Here is a 17,012-nt window from a genome sequence, read left to right on the forward strand (position 1 = left end):
TTTGATTAAAAAGGCACTACCTCTTTTCTTAACAAGTCTTCATAAGTTTCTCTCTCTACTATGACCCTCTCACCAGCCTTGCTCAGCAAGAGCACTGCAGGCCTTGGTATTCTATTATAGTTGTTGGCCATGGAATAGTTGTATGCTCCTGTGCTCAGCACTGCCAGTATATCTCCTCTTTTTATTTCCGGCACCTCAAGATCCCAGATCAATATGTCGCCGGTCTCGCAGCATCTGCCTGCTATGGTCGCCAATCTATCAGGCTTTAAACCGCATTTATTGGCTACTACAGCCTTATACTCAGCGCTGTATAATGCAGGTCTCGGATTATCCGGCAGGCCTCCGTCCACGCTGGCATAGGTCCTTATTCCGGGAATTTCTTTAACAGCGCCTATGGTATATAGCGTGATTCCGGCCTCGCCTACTATCCATCTGCCCGGTTCTATTATTACTCCTGGCATATCCAGATCAAGCTCCCGGCAGCAGCCATATATAGCTTTCATAATAGCATCTGTAAAATATCTCAAAGGTTTTACGCAGTCTTTCTCAGTATAATATATTCCAAAGCCTCCGCCTGTATTTAACTCTTTTGCAACGAAGTTAAAGTCATCCTTAAGCCTTTTATAAAGATTCATAATCGTTTTTACGGCAGCGACATATGAATCGTTCTCAAACAAATTTGAGCCGATATGGAAGTGAAAGCCCATCAATTGGATATGTTTGCTCGCCATAGCCTTTGATACGGCTTCATCAATAGTGTCCTTATTTAAGGGTATGCCGAATTTAGAATCCTTCTGTCCTGTGATTATATATTTATGGGTATGCCCTTCCACCCCAGGCGCCACTCTTATGAGTATTTTTACCGTTTTGTCCATTCTGGCCCCAATATCTTCTATAAAATATAGCTCGTCTATATGGTCAACCACTATTCTGCCTACATCATTATTGATTGCCATCTCGAGCTCATCATAGCTCTTGTTGTTGCCGTGAAACATAATTCTGTCCGTGGGAAAGCCCGCTTTTATCGCAGTATATAATTCTCCTCCGGATACAACATCCAGCCCTAAGCCTTCGCTTTCAATGATCTTGCACATGGTCATGGTTAAAAATGCTTTGCTGGCATAAACGGCTTTAGTATTTTCATACTTTTCCAAGAAATCAATGCTTATCTCTTTGCATCTGCTCCTTATCCTCTCTTCAGAAAGCACATAAAGAGGTGTGCCGTATTTTTTTGCCAATTCCACAGTATCATAGCCTGCGAACATGTAATCGTTTGTTTGCTTCATCTTATTCATAATGTTAACTCCTTAATATATTAGTGTAATATGAATAAAACTTTGCAATTATCATGCCAATATGACCAAAGTTGTAAAAAGGTTAAAAGAAGCTGTTAACTTTCCGGTTTTTCGGACTAGTTTTCTAGAAATGTTTTTAAAAAGAATGAAAAAGTATTTTTATATATCATAAATGAGTGTTTTTAAGGCGTGTGAGTTCTGTTTATCGTTTTCCGGAATACCGGACTGTTTCCGATATTCCGGACTATTATATCCCATATTTATTTATTTTTTCATAAAAGCTTGTCTTGCCTATTTTTAATGCATTCATAGCGGCTTTCTTATCACCGCCGCTGATCAATATCGCTTCAGCAATGGCTCTTTTTTCCGCTTCATCCATGACTTCCTTCAATGGTCTTATATCCGCCATTTTTGGTCTTGCATAATCCATTATCCTATCAATGGTCAGATGGGTTGACAGGATGGTGTTTCCCTCTGCAAGATTCACTGCCCTCTCCAATATGTTTTCAAGCTCCCGGATGTTCCCCGGCCATTCATATCCTGTCAGCACGCTCAGAGCCTCTCCGGATATCCGCTTTATTTCGCAGCCGAGCCTGGAACATATAAAAGGCAGCATATTTTGAACCAAGGGATAAATATCTCCCTTTCTCTCTCTCAAGGGCGGTATCCATATTGGAAAAACATTAATCCTATAGTATAAATCCTCCCTGAATCTTCCCTTTAGCATCTCTTCCTCAAGATTCTTATTAGTAGCTACAATAATTCTTACGTTTACTTCTATATTTCTATTACCGCCTATCTTAAAAAAAGTTTTATCCTGTAAAACCTGAAGAAGCTTAACCTGCAAAGATAAGGAGATTTCACCTATTTCATCTAAAAAGATAGTGCCGCCCTGCGCCAGTTCAAACATTCCTGCTTTGCCTGCCGCTCTGGCACCGGTAAATGCGCCTCCTTCATATCCGAATAACTCGCTTTCCAGCAAGGCTTCGGGTATAGAACCGCAATTCACATGGATAAAGGGCCTGTTCTTATTTTTGCTGCTGTTATGTATTGCTCTTGCGAGCAGGCTTTTGCCTGTTCCGCTTTCTCCCAGCAGAAGAACCGTAGAATTGGTCTTTGATGCCTTGATAGCAAGTCTTTTTACATCTATAATCTCTCTGCTCTCTCCTATTATTTCGGGCATCAGCTTCTTTGCGCTTTCTTCTTCTCTGAGCCTTCTCTCCATCTGTTCCAGATTGAGCAGGGCCTCATCTCTTTCCCTTATGGCCTTTTTGATCTCAGAAATATCTTCAACCTTTAGTACGGCTCCTACTCTAACTCCATCCTTATTCACCGGAGACAAAGTACAGATAGTAGGCCTGCCGTTTATTTCCTTAAACTCATTTACATAGCTTATATCCTTTCCCGTAGCGGCTTCATAGAATTCCTCGATGGTTGATCCGCCTTTATGGATCTCGAAGATGTCCTTCCCGATGACATCAAAAAATTCCGAATCGCCCTTAGCCCTATATCTCTTTCCCAGCAGCAGGTCATACAACCCTTCTCCTCTGGCAGTATAGCCATGTGTCTGATAAAATTTCAGTTTTTTTGTATTTCCATCTATAACTACAATATGTCCGATACTATTGATATAGTCCATGATATATTTTTCTTTTTTTACTTCCAAATTTATAAATTTATTTTTAAAGTCTATGAGCCCGTATATCTCAGTATCCAGATAAGTACAGCCAAGCTCCAATGCTTTGGTATCATAATCGGGTGTTATATGCTTGTAAACCGGCTTTTTACCTTTTCCGCTTTTATATACCCCTATGGCAATCAGCGCATCTCCAGGCTGGATTCCGCTGTCCCTTATTCCTATACAGCTTAAAGCTTCAGGCGTCATATTCCCATCATCCTTGCCAAGACAATTATCGCCAATGATGATTATATCTCCCTCTTCGATTTTCCCGGAGCTATGGCTTATGCCATAAATGTATGTTATGCCGAAAATTTCTTTGGCCTTGTTGTTGTATATCTGTATTTTCCCTTCTGTGTCTATGAATATAAAGCCTTCGGACATCATGTCCGTAAATTTTCTTGCGCAGCTATCCGGCTCAAACATAAATATCATCCTTACTGCTAATGTTTATTTATAGATTCTACATGCCATATTCAAATTCCTTTTTTGTCATTGTCTATTTTTGATCAATGTTTCTAAAATTATTGTATACCTCAAATATTTCTCCTTTATGTTTTATAAAGGAATCTATGAGGTAAGGATCAAAATGCTTGCCCTTTCCTTCAACCATCATATTAAATGATTGCTCAAAAGAGAAAGCTTCCTTATATGGCCTTTTGCTCGTCAGAGCATCAAAGACATCTGCAACTGCAACGATCCTTGCGCTGAGCGGAATATCGCTCCCTGATTTGCTGTAAGGATAACCTGTGCCATCCCATTTCTCATGATGCCCTTCTGCAATTTCAATTCCGATCTTAAATAACCCTCTGTTTTGCTTTGCCATATTTTCTTCAGCGGTTCTCAACACTTCCGCTCCATAAATCGTATGCTTCTTCATATCATCAAACTCTTCAGGAGTAAGCCTTCCGGGCTTTAAAAGTATCCCATCCCTTATAGCAACCTTGCCTATATCATGCATAGGGCTGAATCTTTCTATTTCTTTTATAAAGCTTACTGAAATTTCATCTGAATATACATTATCTTCAAGCAAAAACTCCGTTATCCTTGCAGCATATTTCTTCATTCTATCAAGATGATCTCCCGTATCTTCGTCTCTGGATTCGGCCATTTTTGCAAGGGCCAGAACCGTACTGTACAAAAGCTCGTCTATAAAAATATTTTTATTTAAACTAATGGCTATACTGCTGGAAAGGGTCTCCAAAAAAGCTATATGATGCTGCTTGTATGTATTTTTAACCGTACTTGAGAAAAATATGATGCCCACAGGTTTATTATTCAGCTTAAGAGGCAAGGTTATAGAAGCCCTTATTCCAGATTCCAGTAAAATTTTATTGTACAGAGCATGGCTGTTCTTTGTATACTCTTCAAGGTCATTGATTACCCTAGGAATTCCTTTAGTTACAATACCTTTCAAGCTGGTTTCATCAAGTCTGGCCTTTATGCCCATCAGCTTTTTAGGCAGATCGTCCAAGGCCGGATCTGAAATCCCATATGAGGCTTCTACACTTTCTCCGTTATCCTTTAGCAGTGCTATTCCTATGTGAGAATAAGGAATGAATTCTGAAAAGGAGGTGTATATATACTTTAGTATCCCTTCAAAGGAAGTGTCATGATTGATATTCTCTATCAATTCGATGAGCTTACTCAGCTTATTGAAAGCCTTGTCCACTTCTTTGATTACCGGTGTCAATTCGTTTTTAATCGGTATAGATATGCCTGTATTCTTTTTTAACGACCCGATGTTGTTAATCCCTATGTATAACTCATTCAAAGGTATTACAATATATTTATACAGCTGGAATACCAATATCAGCAATGAAATCAATAAAGCGGTAAACAGCCCAAAGGCAATCATTATAATACGGTTCGCATTCTTCTTGTGGAGGTTTATAAGGCCCTGGGTTATTTCATCACTGTACTGCAGCAATTGCTCTTCGTGTTTATTAATATATATCAGGGCTTCAGCAGTTTGCTTATCCGCTTGCTTGCTTCCTATGACTTCACGAACAGCTTGACTGAAACCATCCCAGGCATCATCTGTGATCTCAATAATTGAACCCATCTCATCGATTGAATTTTCGAGGTTTATTGATATGTCATCCTTTTCCAGGTATCCGGTGCGCAACGATGACAGTGTATTTGAGAATTCATTATGCGCTTTGGCTAAATAATTATTCAATAACAGAGTTTTTTCATTAAGGGCCTCATCCGTTTCTATCAAAGATCCATTTTGCAAGGATTGCAATATTGCATATTTACGATTTGCATCTTTGGACAGCTGTTGAGTAAGCATCCGCTGTCTGCCGAACACATCAATCAATATGTATTCGTCTTTGCTGCTTTGATTCATAAAAAATATGATCATCATGAGAAATAACATCAATAGGCAGATCAAGGTAATCATAACTATAATTTTTTTACTCATCAGCTTGATAAAGCTTGTACTTTTAGCAGGCATATCATCACGCACCCTTTCCTTCAAGTTTTGCTGCTACCTATCAGGCGTTTCTAAAAATTATACCATTTATTGCAACATTTTGTCGATATAGTATGAAAAGCCAAGTAAAAAAGGCCGACACTTCTGCCGGCCCCGATATATCAAGGTCTCCATATATGCCAAAGGTGATTATCCTGGCCCCTTGCAAATACATCAAGTCGATTTCCGCCCCAAGATACTGCCGCCGGCTCTGAGGTTATGACGCCTCCAAGGGATTGCCAGCCGCTCCACCTGCTTCCGTTCCATGTTCTCATGAGCAGTTCACTCCTTGGGCCTCGCGCAAAGACTTCCAATCTGTTCACGCCTGTTGATGAGGCTGCAGGCCCTGAGCTTATAGCTCCTCCGCCCAGATCTTCCCATCCGCTCCACCTTGAGCCGTCCCACCATTTGTGCCATAATGATTGATTCTGCCCTCTTCCAAATACATCTATTCTGTTGGGCCCCCAAGATACAGCACCAGGAGCCGAAGTCAATATGCCTCCAAGATCCTCCCAATCACTCCAGCGAATACCGTCCCACCACTTATGCCACAACGCATTATTTTGGCCTCTGGCGAACACATCCAGCCTATTGGCTCCCCAAGATGCTACTGCCGGAGCTGAGGTCAATACGCCTCCAAGATCCTCCCATCCGCTCCAGCGTGCACCGTCCCACCACTTATGCCATAGTGCATTGTTTTGGCCCCTGGCAAATACATCTATTCTATTTGGACCCCAGGATACTGCTGCGGGAGAAGAAGTCAGAGCTCCGCCTAAGTCTTCCCATCCGCTCCAGCGTGAGCCATCCCAATATATATGCCAAAGCGCATTATTTTGGCCTCTGGCAAATACATCAAGACGGTTAGGCTGCCAAGATGCTGCTGCGGGCGCAGATGTCAAAATGCCCCCCAGATCCTCCCATCCGCTCCAGCCGGTTGCCGGCGGTATTGGAGGCATCGGCATCTCTTGGTCTATATTCTGGAGTGTGAAACGAATTATATCTCTGATTATTTGATTTATTCGGTTATTTGGTACACCATATCCTCTTAAAATAGTAAATATCCAAGGCATATCTCTGCGTATTGCATTAAAAAGCTGATCTGTTCTTTGTTCGATCGTCCCCGTATAATTCCTCTCATTTCTCAAAACGTAGCTTACAACAGCCCTGAAAATATTACGGCTCACAGATCGTTGTACACCATATCTCTGAAGCTCTGAATAATAATTGGCAAACTGTCTGTTTATTAAAGCCATTATTCGATTGACATCCTGAGGGCTTTGGCGCATATACTCATCTTCACGAAAATCTTCATCCGCATCTTCATATAGTTCTTCATAGTCATACATGTCTTCGTCTCTAAATACTTCATCTGACATGTATGGATTCATATTGTTATACATCGGGCAAATGTAGTTTGGATTCATGGGACAAACAAAAGGCTGCCCATATAAATTTCTCATTTTTTATCAACCCTCTTCCATAAAGAATCATTACATCATATGCAGGAACCTCATGGAAGGTTAAGGAAATATTAATAAGGTATTGAGTACTTTTTCAGGAATATCAGGCCTATCATTATGGCCGCTGCGGCTATAGGCCCCCCAAGCTGTATTCCCAGATGCCTCGCGGAGCTGTAGCCGAAAAGCCCGAAAAGCAGCGGTGTTACAAAGGAGGATAGGCCTATGACTATCTTGATCACCAGTCCTTGAGCACCAAAAAACATGCCTTCCCTTCTAAATCCCTTTTCAATGCTGTCCAGTTCAGCAATATCGGCTATCATCGCATTTGGAATAACAAATATAACTGAGAGAGGTATGCCTGCCAGGATCACTATGGCAAAAGAAATGTTAAGGGGCAGGACAACTCCGAAAAATCCTGTAAGAAAAAGAATAAGAGCAAAAAGTACAGAAGTCATCATAAGAACTTTTTTCTTTCCGTATTTAACTATAATCTTAGGAAGAAAAGGCATGCACATCAATGCCGCAATAAAGGCACCGGCAATCATATATCCTGAATATTCGGCCGAAACCCCCAGCAATACCTCAGCTATATAAGGCATAGTAATGGTAAGAGTATTTATACCAAACCAAACGGAAATATAGGATATCAAATAGAATGCAAAATTTTTATTTTTTAAAGTTAGTTTTATGGATTCCAATAAGCCCATTGCAGGAAAGCTGTCCTGCAGTGATAAATCTTCTTTGACAAATATAGGAGTCAATATCAGCGACAAGAAGGCTATGGTTCCCATTACAACACCCATGATTCTGAAGCCATAAAGGTTCATAACAACACCCGAACCTGCCTCTGCCGCCATCACGCCTATTATCTGGGTGAGACCCTGCATAGTGGTAAGCTTTATTCTGTCGCTGTTTGTCTTTGATATCTCGTTGATAAGGGCTAAATAGGGAGCAACTACGATGGTGAAGAATATGAAAAACAAGCTGAGCATAGCTGTAAGGTATATAAAATTAGTTGTTGATTCATGATTTACAGGCGGGAACCAGAGCAGTATAAACGTCAATGCCAGAGGCAGAGACCCAAAAAGCACAAAGGGAATCCTTCTCCCCAATCTGCTCTTTGTTTTATCCGAATAGTATGCTACCAGAGGGTCTGATATGCCGTCAAATATCCTTGCTATTACCATGGCCAGGCCTATCATTCCAACAGGCACCAGTATTTGAAGCCCTGTTTTGTTGCCCTCCGGCGGAGTATAAAAGTATTGATACCATTTAACCGTAGTTTGTGTAAATATGGATATGCCCAAGTAACCCATGGCATACATGAACATGATGAAGTTTTTATTCTTTCTCATCCTCAAAACCTCCTCCATAGGTTTTTTCATAATAATCCTTTTCAAAAACAGGATTTATGTCACCGAAATATTCAGCCTCCTCTCTCAATCGATAGAGCTCTGCTAGGTTTATACATCCTGTAACAACTTCATTGCCTTCGTGTTTTTTTGCAATTGATACTACACCATTCTTTTTATTCGTTAAGGCTATTGGCGCAAATATACCTGCTTTTCCCGTAAAATGCAGACCAAACAACCAACCGTTCAGAGAAGGCTTTATTCCGTAAATATAAGATTCCTGCACTCTAGGCCAAATCCCTCTCATTGCTCTGTATAGATTATATTCTTCGTTATTGGCGATGGGAAGAATAGCAATATCGCATCCCAGGTTTGTGGCAATTTTGAATGTCTCATAATATGTGGCATCCATGCACACGGGACAGCATACTTTGCCAATATCCAAGGAATAGATTTCAAAGTTATTGCCTCTTTTTATCCCCAAAAGCTCCTCAAAACTTGTCAGATGAAGCTTTTTTTGGGTACCTATTATTTCGCCGCTCCGTGATATAAGAGAGCCCCCGTTATATAGGCAGTTGCCTTCTCTAATAAAATAACTTCCTGTATAGATATAGATTCCGTATTTTTTTGCCAAAAGGCACATTATTGATTCAACAGCCTCTTGTATGGGCTTTGAAACTGCATAAAAAAAGCTGTGCATCAACCCGCTGCCCCCACCCGGATCTCCTCCTTCTGAAACGCCGGCCCTTTTGTTCAAGAATGCATTTATAGGCTTAAAGCCCGGTAAAAGCCCCAAAAGGTCAAAAAAATTGTACTCCGGAAAGGCGATGATGATGCTGCCTCTATCTGCAGCTATGGAAACAAAGCCTTCCAGCATATCTATATATTCTTCCACACTGCTTACAAGGCTAATGCTTCTTTGCACGCAAGAGACCAAAGTATCACAGTCCGGCATGTTTATCACTGATTTCTTTGATACTTTGGTAGAATCTGAATGCTTTATTATCCTGCCTTCATTCAATTTTCTTTTAAGCCAAAGTTCGATATAGTTATTCATAAGCTATCACCTGAAAATATCCTTATACAAATCTGTATTTAAACTCCTAAGGGTATCGAATTTTTTTACAGCTTCTTTTCTTTTTTCATTATCCAATTCAGCAGTTATAATATTATCACTATAGTTGTTGCTTTCAAATTTTATAAATCCGTTTTCTCTGTTCGTCATTTCCAGAGGTCCATGTATTATGGAGCGGCTGTAAAAATCGCTGTCAAATACTCTACCTTTAAAACCCGACTCTACACCAAAGAAAAGATTCTGTTGTACATTCTGCCATAAACCGCTTAGCTGAAAAGATGCATTAGTCCCACCCCTAATGGCTGCCGGTGCCAGCACCAAATCTGCGCCGGATAAGGCCAGATATCGGGATACTTGAGGATAAAACAGGTCTGTCGGAAGCATTATGGCTGTCTTAATGTCATTGATATTCTTAACTGCTGCATATTCACCGCGGGACAAGCCAAGCTCTTTTTCCCATCTTGCCAGGTATAGCTGCCTTTGGGTCAGGCATATATTCCCGTGCATCAGAACACAGGATGAATGATAGATTTCTCCGCTTTGATATTCAAAATAGCTGCCCGGACATATGTATATATCTTTATATTCCAGTGATATTTTTAAAACAGCATCCAGGTATTCTCCATTTTTTTCATAAACACAGCCAATAAGCCCCGGAAACACAACTATATCCACACTTTTCTTCATGCAGCTATCCAACCATTCCTTGATCTTATATTCCAGTGCATTACCTTTTCGCAGCAACTCTACATCTCTTTCTTTGAATACCACAGAGGCAGCCTTCATTTCAATCCTCTCCAATCAAAGCATGGTGCAAAGCAAAAGCAAGATAACCGCTTCCTGTAGCAAAGCCTACGCCGGTACGGGCCTCCCCTGTGTCCTTATCAAAGCTCTCACATAAAAGGCCATAATCCATCTCAGCTTCCATCAGCCAAGAAATGGCCTGGCTGCGCATTATGGGATTCAGTATACTGCCGCACAATCCTAAGCCGGAAGGGGTATTGGGATGGTGATCGCAAGCAAGCTCTCTTATTCTGCTTTCCTCATAATAATACTTGTATCGGCTAGAGTAATAATGCCTAATAGTGTTTTCAAATATCTCATTCTTCTCATCTACAAAGCCATAATAGGGTAAAAGCCCCAAATTTCCCGGGGGATCGTTGTACAGCCTGTAATTGCCCTTACCGTCCGTCGACCATAGAAACATCTTTTCCCCGTCTACTTCTCCTACAAGATATTTATATATCCCATTGCGTATGCCCTCAATCCTTTTTCGCAGCAATTCGACCTTGTCAAGCATATTTAACCTCTCATATATTTTAAGGAGATTGCTAAAGCCTTTCCACAATATTACATTGTCAATGGTGACCAAGGGGTAAACGCATGGATCATCCGAAGGCAGCAAAAACGTCTTGTAAAGACCTGTTGAGCTATCATACTCCTTCTCAATACGTTTAAAAACATTATCCAATTCTCTCAATAATTCCTCATCATACTCTTCAAAATCTTTAATGAGTATAAAATAGCTGGCCGCCTCATCCAGTTCAAAGCCAGGATATAACACTGTCCCATCTATGTAATGTGCATGATCACCGGCGTTTTTGCCATGCATCAATATCATTTCTCTTGAAAGCTTGAAATACAGTTCCTTGTCTACAAGTCTGATAGCAGGGAAGGACCATAAAAAGCTGTCCCTCTCCCAGAAAGCACCCGATACGTAATATCTTGGACTTCTTGATGTCATTGCTGCATATTTATCACTTCCCATATCCTTTCCTACTGAAAAGAAGTAATTAAAAAAAAGATTCTCGTTGATAATTTTCTCCAGTTCAGCATCTTTAGGATAAGCTATTTGCTTTTCTCTAAGCCAGCCGGCAAGCTGAGAATAAATGTCATGAAAACCTTTTCTCCTCAGGTGAATAAGCGTTGTAGAAGCTCCGTCCATATCGGAATTTACAGCAAAGTAAAATGCATTTTTGCTTTCTTTCTCAAGATACAAATTAAGCTTCAAATCCTTTCCATCATCCGTCTGTTTGAAGCTGAAATTCCTATCTCCGCCAAAAGCCAGGCTGAAGGATACATTGTAAGAATAGATGTTCATGGCCGGGTTTTCTAACCATTTATCTATTTTGATTTCTTCTTTGAAATCGATGCTGTGGGAATTGAACCGCAGCAAGCTCAATCTCTCAGCCCTGCAAACAAGTGCGGTGCATATCTCCTCAGAGCTTTCAAGCTCATATATGAAGCCCTTTTCATTGATATCCGCATATATCCTTGCCTTTACCTCCAGTCCTCCTTCAAGCTTAATGTGAAAAAAGGGTATGTAATTCAACTCGATTTCCGGTTTTACAGCTTCTACATCAAGAAGCCTGTCTTCCTTATAAAACTCCAGGGATAGAAAGGCCTCCTCACCTGCCAGCTCAACCAAGCCCTTATTGAACATGCTTATGATATTAAAACTCCTGATAGATGCATCAGCAGAGCTTATTTCAGGTATGCTTATGTAATGATTCCCTGCATAAAGCACCCGTAAATCATCATGTATTTCCTTCGGGACAGTAAGAATTTTGTTCATAGGCTTACCTCTCTTCGCTTTTTGCCTTTAATACATATTTACATGAGCTGTTTAAAGTTATTTGACAAATATTCGAACAGCTTAGGGGTTATATCTCTATATGTCAGATTGGACGGCAATGTTTCAAAACATCCTATCCTTTCCATTTCGCTTTCCGGCAGATTGCCCAGCTCATTTATCTCCGCATAAAAAACCATTCCATTTGCCTCTGAAGTTTCGTCCGCCGCCCAATAATCGAATACAGGCTTTATATCAAATGAAACTGCACCTGTTTCTTCAAACAATTCTCTTTTGGCGGCGTCCATGGGAGTTTCACCTGCTTCTATATGCCCGCCGGCTGTTTCCCATGTGTCCCTCTTTTTATGTTTGCATAGAATCCAGCTTCCACGGTACTTTCCTATTATTACTACATACTTATATCTTTTCAAATAATTCAGCTCATATGTTTCACATTTCATAATTTTCCCCTCTTTTCCGCGTATTACATTTTAATTTTAAAAGTGCATTGTTGGCTTCCTGACGCCACTGTTTCAACCGGTTCTATTGCTATATCTTTTCCAAATCATATGATGCAACAATCCGTTTAAAGCACTCTTTGAATCCTAAATGCTTATATAAATTAACAGCATCTTTTTCAGCTCTTAGGGAAATTGTTTTTATGCCGGATTTTTTCAAATCATCAAGGGCTTTGTTTATTAAAACAGTTGCCAAACCCTTATGACGATATTGCTCCAGCGTGGCCACCATTTCTAACACAGATGTATCGTTGTCTGTTATAGTCATGCAAGCTGATGCCGGTATGTTGTTCAGCAATCCAATATAAAAATATACGTTGCCAAGTGCAAAAACATCCATAAATTGATCTACAGTTATAAGCTCACATCCAAACAGTCCTTCATTTACGATCTTTACCCATTCCGGCAATAGTTCATCTTTTTCAAGCTTCAGCACTGCAATGTCCTCATTTAGGTTTTCCTGATAGCTGAAATCATTTAGCTCCAACATCATGCACGGATCGGAATCATCTATGGAGAATCCTTTTTTAGCCAGTATTTCAGCAAGGTTTGCAGGAGTCGTGTTAGGTGTTATCAGCATGGAGTGCGGCATAATACCAGCCTTTATGTGCGAAATCATTTTCATTATCTTTTCATCTATATCCTCGCCGCAAAATCTTATTTTAAATATTCTTTCCGGTCCTTCGTTATTGTCAGACTTTACATAACATACCTCACCTAAATTTAATGTGGAATCGCGCATTTTTCCCCAGGTTGTCCACGAGATATCGATCCCCTTTTCTATGATATCGCATTCATACTCTGAAAACACAGTATATCACCCCCTCTTAGTTCTAATATCCATCCCAATCATATTGAACACAATAATCCACTTATATTTCTTTATTCCTTACATAATAGAGAATGTTACCAAACAGGATATAATACTCCAGTACCACTGCTTGTGCCGGAGCTATGCTCTCCCTCATAGTTAAAAGAAGCAACTTGTTCACGATAAAAAATACCGCCATCTGCTTTAATCTCTATCCATATGGTGAATGCGCCTTTCTTTTTTTGATATTCGCTTAAATCTGCATTAAAGGAAATAGAGCCTGATGTTTTGCTTTCTGTCAGTTGTATTTTCTTGCGTCCTATCTCAGCATCTGTAAAGAGATCTTGAATCACAATCGTGGCAGCAGGTGTTTCGCTTAGCAAAGAGCGTGAATTTTCATTGAGAGTATATATCTTAAGCATAAACATTTCATTATTGTTTTCCGGAGAATTGCTTTCAATTTCCCAACTGCTCTCATAACCTAAGGAAAGCAGTTCATCCGGATATATTTCAGGCAGAACTTCCTGCCTGACACCTGTCGATGATTCAAATGAAACAGTGGGAGTAATCTTTTGGGGCATTTTAAGCGCAAAGGCTGCCGTATACTCTAAACCATTGACGGAAACAGTCTCCTTTTTTTCGCCTCCTAGAGACAAAAATATTATTTCGTCAGTTCGCTTTTCTTTTGGCGCAACTTTAACGGTAAATACAAGCTGTCCGTTTTTATGCTCGACTTCTGTTCCAAAAGATGACAGCAGGCTTTCGCCCTTTTCTATTTTACTTACCAAATCATTTCTCAGATTATTTATACCTTGGCCCGTATTCATAACTGTATTGCTTAGATTAGAATGCATTCTTCCAATCTCATTTTGCAAATTTTTCACTTGTTTTTTCAGTGACATCGTCGTCCAAACATTCACAATCATAAATACACATAATATAGTTGCAATTATTTTTTTGCTTTTATCCATCTTGTTATCTCCCTATATATAAATCATGCTTATTTCAAACTTTTCAAATCTCACATAAGTTTTAAAATGCGATGGGGAACGGCAAACACGAAAAGTCACTGAAACTTCACAAAAATCTTCCCGTGTTTTTCCGTGAAAAATTCCGTGTCTTTCAGTGGTTTCCGTCTCCTCTTTTGTCGCATTATTTATAAAATGCGAATTGCTCAATTGCTTTTGGTTTCACGGCTATCAATCTTGATAAATTCTTTTCCGTTCCATTCAAAAGCATCTTCAAAATACTCTCCTTTTGAGTTATCATAATACTCTATCTTGAATGTTCCATTATTGCTCTCTGTAAGCTTTGTAGAGTAGTATCCCGTCGTATTGCTTATAAACAATGAGGAATAGCCGTTAATCGGCAGTTCCTCTACCTTTCCATTCTTTCCTAATGTAAATAATTTATAATCTCTGCCATTGCTTGATGCATACTGGCCTATTGTAAAGTCAATATTGCCATCATTATTATAATCACCAAATTGGATTTGAAATTGAGAATTAAAAAGCAACGGCTCATCATATATTTTACTTAGGTCTGTTTGGGCGATAGCATTGCCCGATTCGTCTGCCAATTCGATAATGTAATAGCCTTCCCACAGAGTACCCATGTATGCTCCCGGACTCCAATCCTCATAGTATGTTCCCTTAATCATTTTCAACCTTAAATATTGATGCTGCCCATTGATAGGAAACATATCATTATTTGATAATGTCATCGGTGATTGAATTGAAATATCCGGGACTTCCTCTTTATTTTCGCCAGAACCATTCAAAGAAGCAATATTAACCTCAGCTTTAGAAGAGCAGGATGAGAACAACAAAATTATTATAAAAACTGAAATCATCATGCGGATTATTCTTTTCAAAGGATTTACTCCTTTCCTATGTTAATTCGCTATTTTCACAGCTGCGGCTCAGTTTATAAAGTGTATTAAGTGCGATTATGCAATTTAATCAAAGCAATGCAGCAATAAATATATCAATTGAAAAGGATGTTTGTTTATTTGATTTATCGTTCCTGTTATAAATAAGCTTTTAGGCGGGCAGTAAAAAGCAAATGTTCCTGTAGAGCCGGAGTGTCCGATGATCTCAGGAGCAGGAAACAATGGTGACATTAATCTTGACATTTTACATCTCATCATGCCCATACCATATTCTATGGGAAACCATTGAATCCGATTCCATTGACAGAGCATCGGCAAGTAAGATTTATTGAAAAGCTTTCCTGTATAAAATGACTTTAAAAACTTCATGGTATCTTGCGCTGTTGAAACAATACCGCCTGATGCTCCGGCAGACGCCACAAATAAAGGACGATTCAAAGGATTTGTATTCAAATAAATTGGTGCGAAGATACTTGTTGCTTTGCCTAAAGAGGTGTGCCCCAATCGCAGCGGTTCTATAATAAACTGATTGTAGATGCATTCCAGTTCTTTATCAGCAATTTTTTTTGCGATTTCCCCAAGCAAATCGAAATTAATATCTGAATAAAATGCTTTGCCTTTTTCTCCATTTATAAAATGAGGCCTTAAGCTTTTGGTTCTTTCAAGCGTTTCATCAAAGTTCAATGCCCTATCTTTTTCACACATTTCAGCAAAATATGACTTGCCCTTTGCATTCTTTTCTGTATACCAATCGGGTAAACCAGTTGTATGGGATAGCAATTGTCTAATGGTAATAGAGTAGGTGTACTCCTTCCCTTTATAAATGTGCAGCCCTGAAAGATATTCTTTTGTAAAGAATCTATCAATAGTATCATCAAAAGACAACAGCCCTTCTTCTATTAATTTTATAATAACTGCTGCAGTATACATCTTTGTAATGCTGGCTATAGCATATTGGGTATCAGTCTCCATTTTCCCTGCTGCCTTTATCCATGAAAATTCACCATCAGATGATTCGATATTAATAACTGAGCCAAATATTTTTTTATTATCAATTGCTTTATCTAACAATTTATCAAGCTTATTGACTATGCTTATCTCCATTTCAGACCTCCGCTTATAAATGATATTCCTAATATATATCATAGCGCATAATCGAGGCTATGCAATGATGTTTTGACATTACTTATTCAGCAATCTATGATAAGCATCTAATACTTCAATCATTTTCTCACTGCTTCCCCCACAATCAGGGTGATATTTTTTAGCCAACTCCCTGAATCTTTTCTTTATATCGTCAACAGAAGCTCCAGGTGCCAGCCCAAAATAACTTAAGACACCAGGATCTTGTATTTCATCAAATTCCAGTCCGATATCTTTATACTTGCGGAAATATACGCTGTAGAAATACTCTTCAAAAGCTTCCTTCAATGCCTGCTTATCGAATTTGAGCAATTTCCAGATAGGGTACTTGACAGTCAATTCATTAATCGATTTTGTAGAAAAATACTCATCCCATACATACTTTTTGGGAGTCGTGCCTGAAACATGCTCAAAGCGTATCTTGGCTTCGACTTTTTTCAATTCTCTCAGCTTGCGTTTTAATTTATCGACATCCATTTAAACACATCCTTATCTATGAACTTTCAAATACTTAAATACTACAAAGGACGTCACGCTAACTCATCTTATAAATCTCGGATTCCTTTTTGCTTCACCAATAATTCATATCTCCAAGAAATCCATGTGCTGAAAGCCATTCCAGGGATAGGGAATAATCAGCTTCAATAGTATAGGTTATATTGGGCATTTTTTGACTCAAGAAGATGAAGGATATGCTCCATATCAAGAATGCCCTTGCCCAGCGGCCAGTGATAATCC

At 39.4% G+C, this 17,012-nt stretch carries 14 protein-coding genes; all 14 read right to left on the reverse strand.

All coding sequences use genetic code 11. The annotated features are described in order from the left end of the window. Positions 1-5: 5 nt before the first annotated feature. The gene (gene lysA, locus AC4HCY_RS16590) at positions 6-1,295 is read right to left on the reverse strand and encodes a diaminopimelate decarboxylase (protein ID WP_323433746.1); all 1,290 of its coding nucleotides are present in this window, start codon (positions 1,293-1,295) and stop codon (positions 6-8) included. Positions 1,296-1,542: 247 nt separating this feature from the next. Then, the gene (locus tag AC4HCY_RS16595) at positions 1,543-3,399 is read right to left on the reverse strand and encodes a sigma-54 interaction domain-containing protein (protein WP_323433745.1); all 1,857 of its coding nucleotides are present in this window, start codon (positions 3,397-3,399) and stop codon (positions 1,543-1,545) included. Between the two features lie 73 nt (positions 3,400-3,472). Further along, positions 3,473-5,434 (reverse strand): HD domain-containing phosphohydrolase, encoded by a 1,962-nt coding sequence (locus AC4HCY_RS16600; RefSeq protein WP_491094661.1) that lies wholly within the window; start codon positions 5,432-5,434, stop codon positions 3,473-3,475. A 140-nt stretch (positions 5,435-5,574) separates the two neighbouring features. Further along, positions 5,575-6,912, reverse strand: a complete 1,338-nt coding sequence (locus AC4HCY_RS16605) for a PLL family lectin (protein WP_491094662.1) — start codon at positions 6,910-6,912, stop codon at positions 5,575-5,577. Between the two features lie 71 nt (positions 6,913-6,983). Next, a complete protein-coding gene (locus AC4HCY_RS16610; protein ID WP_491094663.1) occupies positions 6,984-8,267 on the reverse strand; it encodes an MFS transporter in 1,284 nt (427 codons plus the stop codon). Then, on the reverse strand, positions 8,254-9,321 hold the full coding sequence (locus tag AC4HCY_RS16615; protein WP_491094664.1) for a nitrilase-related carbon-nitrogen hydrolase: 1,068 nt from the start codon (positions 9,319-9,321) through the stop codon (positions 8,254-8,256). The genes AC4HCY_RS16610 and AC4HCY_RS16615 overlap by 14 nt, the downstream gene beginning before the upstream one ends. A gap of 6 nt (positions 9,322-9,327) precedes the next feature. Further along, on the reverse strand, positions 9,328-10,125 hold the full coding sequence (locus tag AC4HCY_RS16620; RefSeq protein WP_491094665.1) for a carbon-nitrogen hydrolase family protein: 798 nt from the start codon (positions 10,123-10,125) through the stop codon (positions 9,328-9,330). Position 10,126: 1 nt separating this feature from the next. Next, positions 10,127-11,914 carry a glycoside hydrolase family 125 protein gene (locus tag AC4HCY_RS16625; RefSeq protein ID WP_491094666.1) on the reverse strand — a complete coding sequence of 596 codons (1,788 nt, stop codon included), beginning with the start codon at positions 11,912-11,914 and terminating at the stop codon, positions 10,127-10,129. Positions 11,915-11,952: 38 nt separating this feature from the next. After that, positions 11,953-12,372 (reverse strand): NUDIX hydrolase, encoded by a 420-nt coding sequence (locus AC4HCY_RS16630; protein ID WP_323433738.1) that lies wholly within the window; start codon positions 12,370-12,372, stop codon positions 11,953-11,955. A gap of 88 nt (positions 12,373-12,460) precedes the next feature. Continuing rightward, positions 12,461-13,240: a GNAT family N-acetyltransferase gene (locus AC4HCY_RS16635; RefSeq protein WP_491094667.1), complete on the reverse strand. Its 780-nt coding sequence runs from the start codon at positions 13,238-13,240 to the stop codon at positions 12,461-12,463. A gap of 95 nt (positions 13,241-13,335) precedes the next feature. Next, entirely contained in the window at positions 13,336-14,211 is an 876-nt protein-coding gene (locus AC4HCY_RS16640; protein ID WP_323433736.1) for a hypothetical protein, read from the reverse strand. 203 nt (positions 14,212-14,414) lie between these two features. Further along, complete coding sequence (locus tag AC4HCY_RS16645; protein WP_491094668.1) at positions 14,415-15,113, reverse strand: hypothetical protein; 699 nt, start codon at positions 15,111-15,113, stop codon at positions 14,415-14,417. Between the two features lie 84 nt (positions 15,114-15,197). Next, positions 15,198-16,235, reverse strand: coding sequence for a serine hydrolase domain-containing protein (locus AC4HCY_RS16650; protein ID WP_491094669.1), 1,038 nt, complete (start codon positions 16,233-16,235; stop codon positions 15,198-15,200). A gap of 78 nt (positions 16,236-16,313) precedes the next feature. Further along, complete coding sequence (locus tag AC4HCY_RS16655; protein ID WP_491094670.1) at positions 16,314-16,751, reverse strand: J domain-containing protein; 438 nt, start codon at positions 16,749-16,751, stop codon at positions 16,314-16,316. Positions 16,752-17,012: the final 261 nt, after the last annotated feature.

This window comes from Lutispora sp. QWL-02 (genome assembly GCF_058315355.1).

Coding starts and splice junctions, on each gene's coding strand:
- AC4HCY_RS16655 (WP_491094670.1), bottom strand. CDS start 16,751: ATGGATGTCGATAAATTAAAACGCAAGCTGAGAGAATTGAAAAAAGTC.
- lysA (WP_323433746.1), bottom strand. CDS start 1,295: ATGAATAAGATGAAGCAAACAAACGATTACATGTTCGCAGGCTATGAT.
- AC4HCY_RS16610 (WP_491094663.1), bottom strand. CDS start 8,267: ATGAGAAAGAATAAAAACTTCATCATGTTCATGTATGCCATGGGTTAC.
- AC4HCY_RS16605 (WP_491094662.1), bottom strand. CDS start 6,912: ATGAGAAATTTATATGGGCAGCCTTTTGTTTGTCCCATGAATCCAAAC.
- AC4HCY_RS16650 (WP_491094669.1), bottom strand. CDS start 16,235: ATGGAGATAAGCATAGTCAATAAGCTTGATAAATTGTTAGATAAAGCA.
- AC4HCY_RS16630 (WP_323433738.1), bottom strand. CDS start 12,372: ATGAAATGTGAAACATATGAGCTGAATTATTTGAAAAGATATAAGTAT.
- AC4HCY_RS16640 (WP_323433736.1), bottom strand. CDS start 14,211: ATGGATAAAAGCAAAAAAATAATTGCAACTATATTATGTGTATTTATG.
- AC4HCY_RS16595 (WP_323433745.1), bottom strand. CDS start 3,399: ATGTTTGAGCCGGATAGCTGCGCAAGAAAATTTACGGACATGATGTCC.
- AC4HCY_RS16625 (WP_491094666.1), bottom strand. CDS start 11,914: ATGAACAAAATTCTTACTGTCCCGAAGGAAATACATGATGATTTACGG.
- AC4HCY_RS16620 (WP_491094665.1), bottom strand. CDS start 10,125: ATGAAGGCTGCCTCTGTGGTATTCAAAGAAAGAGATGTAGAGTTGCTG.
- AC4HCY_RS16615 (WP_491094664.1), bottom strand. CDS start 9,321: ATGAATAACTATATCGAACTTTGGCTTAAAAGAAAATTGAATGAAGGC.
- AC4HCY_RS16600 (WP_491094661.1), bottom strand. CDS start 5,434: ATGCCTGCTAAAAGTACAAGCTTTATCAAGCTGATGAGTAAAAAAATT.